The following is a 2318-nucleotide window of genomic DNA, read 5'->3' as shown; positions in this document are numbered from 1 at the left end:
GTCGCCTTCGGCGAGCAGGATCGGCAGCGTGCCGGCCGGGTTCAGCGCCAAAAACTCCTTGCGCCGCGTCCACGGCTTTTCCTCGATCAGCGCCAGCTCCTCGCCATATTCGCCGAAGGCGAGGCGCACGAACCGGCAGGTGGCGAACATCGGGTGGTGGAAGAGCGTCAGCATGGTCCCGCGATAATAAGGCGCACTGGCGAATCGCCGGCCGCGCCGGTAAGTCTTGGCCGCCCGCAAAGCGGACCGTCAGGGTGCTGCGACCTATAGGGGGACTTCCGCGCCATGACAAGCAAGCCCTTCCCCAAGCCACAATTCCGAGGTTGCCATGGATAGCCAGACCATCGTCGAAGCGCTGCTGCTCGGCCTGCTGGAGGGCCTGACCGAGTTCATTCCGGTGTCCTCGACCGGCCATATCCTGCTCGCCGGCCATTTCCTCGGCTTCCATTCGACCGGCAAGGCCTTCGAGATCCTGATCCAGCTAGGCGCCATCCTCGCCATCCTCAGCGTCTATTTCAAACGCCTGTGGCAGATGCTCACCGAACTGCCCTATGACCGGCTGACGCGGCATTTCGCCCTCGGCATCCTCATCGCCTTCCTGCCGGCGGCCATCATCGGCGCCTTGGCGCACGACTTCATCAAGACGATCCTGTTCGAATCGCCGCGGCTGATCTGCATCATGCTGATCATCGGCGGCGTGGTCCTGCTCGTGGTCGACCGCTTGGCCCTGAAGCCGGTCTATCGCGACGTCGAACGTTTCCCGACCCGGCTCTATCTGCAGATCGGCCTGTTCCAGTGCCTGTCGCTGATCCCCGGCACCTCGCGCTCCGGCTCGACCATCGTCGGCGCGCTGCTGCTCGGCGTCGACAAGCGCGCGGCGGCTGAATTCTCCTTCTTCCTCGCCATCCCGACCATGGTCGGCGCCTTCGCCTTCGACCTGTTCAAGAACCGTAACGTACTGACCTCGGCCGACCTGCCGATCATCACCATCGGCTTCGTCGCCGCCTTCGTCACCGCGCTGTTCGTCGTCCGCTTCCTGCTCGATTACGTCTCGCGCAACGGCTATTCGCTGTTCGGCTGGTGGCGGCTTGTGGTCGGCGGGCTCGGGCTGGTGGCGCTGATGATCTGGGGGTGAGGCCCTCAATTCCGCCCATAAAACGCGTTCTCGACATGCACCGGCCAGCGCCAGGGCAGCACCGCCACCATGTCGAAACGCACCGAGAGCCTGCCATAGTCGGATTGGCGCGACAGCCATAAGTCGGCGGCGCCCTCGATGCGGCGCTCCGAACCGTGGGCGATCGCCTCCATCGCTTCCATCAGCGAACGCCGCGCCTTGACCTCGACGAACAGCACCAGGTCGCCGCGCCTGGCGATCAGGTCGATCTCGCCGAGCCGCGTGCGGTGGCGGCGCGCCAGGATCCGGTAGCCTTTCAGCATCAGCGCCAGCGCCGCCAGCCATTCGCCGCGATGGCCGCGCCGATAGGCTTTCAGGCGGCCGGCGGCCGGACGCTTAGCCACCGCTGTCTCCTCCCGAGACGCCCCTGAGTTCGAGCAGCCGCCGGTAGAGCGCCTGCTTCTGGCCGCCGGTCATCTTTGCCGCTTCCGCCGCCGCCTTGGAGGCCGGCATCTCGGCGGCGAGCGACAACAGCAGACGGTCGATGTCCGCCGGCTGGTCCTCCTGCGCTTCGGCGGGGCCGACGCAGACCACAATCTCGCCCTTCGGAGTGTCGGCCGCCGCGTAATGGCCGGCAAGCGCGTCGAGCGTGCCCGTGCGCATCTCCTCGAAGGTCTTGGTCAGCTCGCGGCCGATCGCCGCCTTACGTCCGCCGCCCAGCGCCTCGACCATCGCCGCAAGCGTCTCGGCCAGCCGCCTGGGCGATTCGAAGAAGATCAGCGTCGCCGGCACACTTTTCAGCGCCTCCAGCCGTGTCAGCCGCTGGCCGGTCTTCACCGGCAAAAAACCGGCGAACAGGAAGGCGTCCGAAGGCAGGCCGGAGGCGGTCAGCGCCGCCAGCGCCGCCGACGGACCGGGAATGGGCACGACGCGGATGCCATGGTCGAGCGCCTCGCCGACCAGCCGGTAGCCGGGATCCGAAATCAGCGGCGTGCCGGCGTCCGAGATCAGCGCCACGCTCTGCCCGGCTTCGAGCGCCGCGATCAGCTTGGGCCCGGCCTCGCCGGCATTGTGCTCGTGATAGGCGGTGGCGCGGCGGCGGATGCCGTAGCGCTCGAGCAGCACGCGCGAGACGCGCGTGTCCTCGCAGGCGACGATGTCGGCGGCGGCCAGCGTCTCCAGCGCGCGCAGCGTGATGTCGGCG

Annotated in this window: 4 protein-coding genes; 1 reads left to right on the top strand and 3 read right to left on the bottom strand. The window is 67.5% G+C overall.

Features of this window, described 5'->3' with window-relative positions; all coding sequences use genetic code 11:
* Window positions 1-174 (bottom strand): glutathione S-transferase N-terminal domain-containing protein (locus EN781_RS30915; RefSeq protein WP_189347949.1); only part of this gene is annotated, 174 nt, incomplete at its 3' end.
* Between the two features lie 154 nt (window positions 175-328).
* Between EN781_RS30915 and EN781_RS30910 the strand changes: the two genes are divergently transcribed.
* On the top strand, window positions 329-1135 hold the full coding sequence (locus EN781_RS30910) for an undecaprenyl-diphosphate phosphatase (protein WP_126057291.1): 807 nt from the start codon (window positions 329-331) through the stop codon (window positions 1133-1135).
* A 5-nt stretch (window positions 1136-1140) separates the two neighbouring features.
* On the opposite strand, the gene EN781_RS30905 is transcribed toward EN781_RS30910, so the two are convergent.
* Complete coding sequence (locus tag EN781_RS30905; RefSeq protein WP_126057290.1) at window positions 1141-1518, bottom strand: YraN family protein; 378 nt, start codon at window positions 1516-1518, stop codon at window positions 1141-1143.
* A partial coding sequence (gene rsmI / locus EN781_RS30900) for a 16S rRNA (cytidine(1402)-2'-O)-methyltransferase (protein ID WP_127400651.1) occupies window positions 1511-2318 on the bottom strand: 808 nt, incomplete at its 5' end. The genes rsmI and EN781_RS30905, both read right to left, overlap by 8 nt.

Source organism: Mesorhizobium sp. M4A.F.Ca.ET.090.04.2.1, assembly GCF_003999085.1.
Taxonomy (GTDB): Bacteria; Pseudomonadota; Alphaproteobacteria; order Rhizobiales; family Rhizobiaceae; genus Mesorhizobium.
Note: the sequence above shows the minus strand (reverse complement) of the source record. Positions and strands in the feature narration are given on the sequence as shown.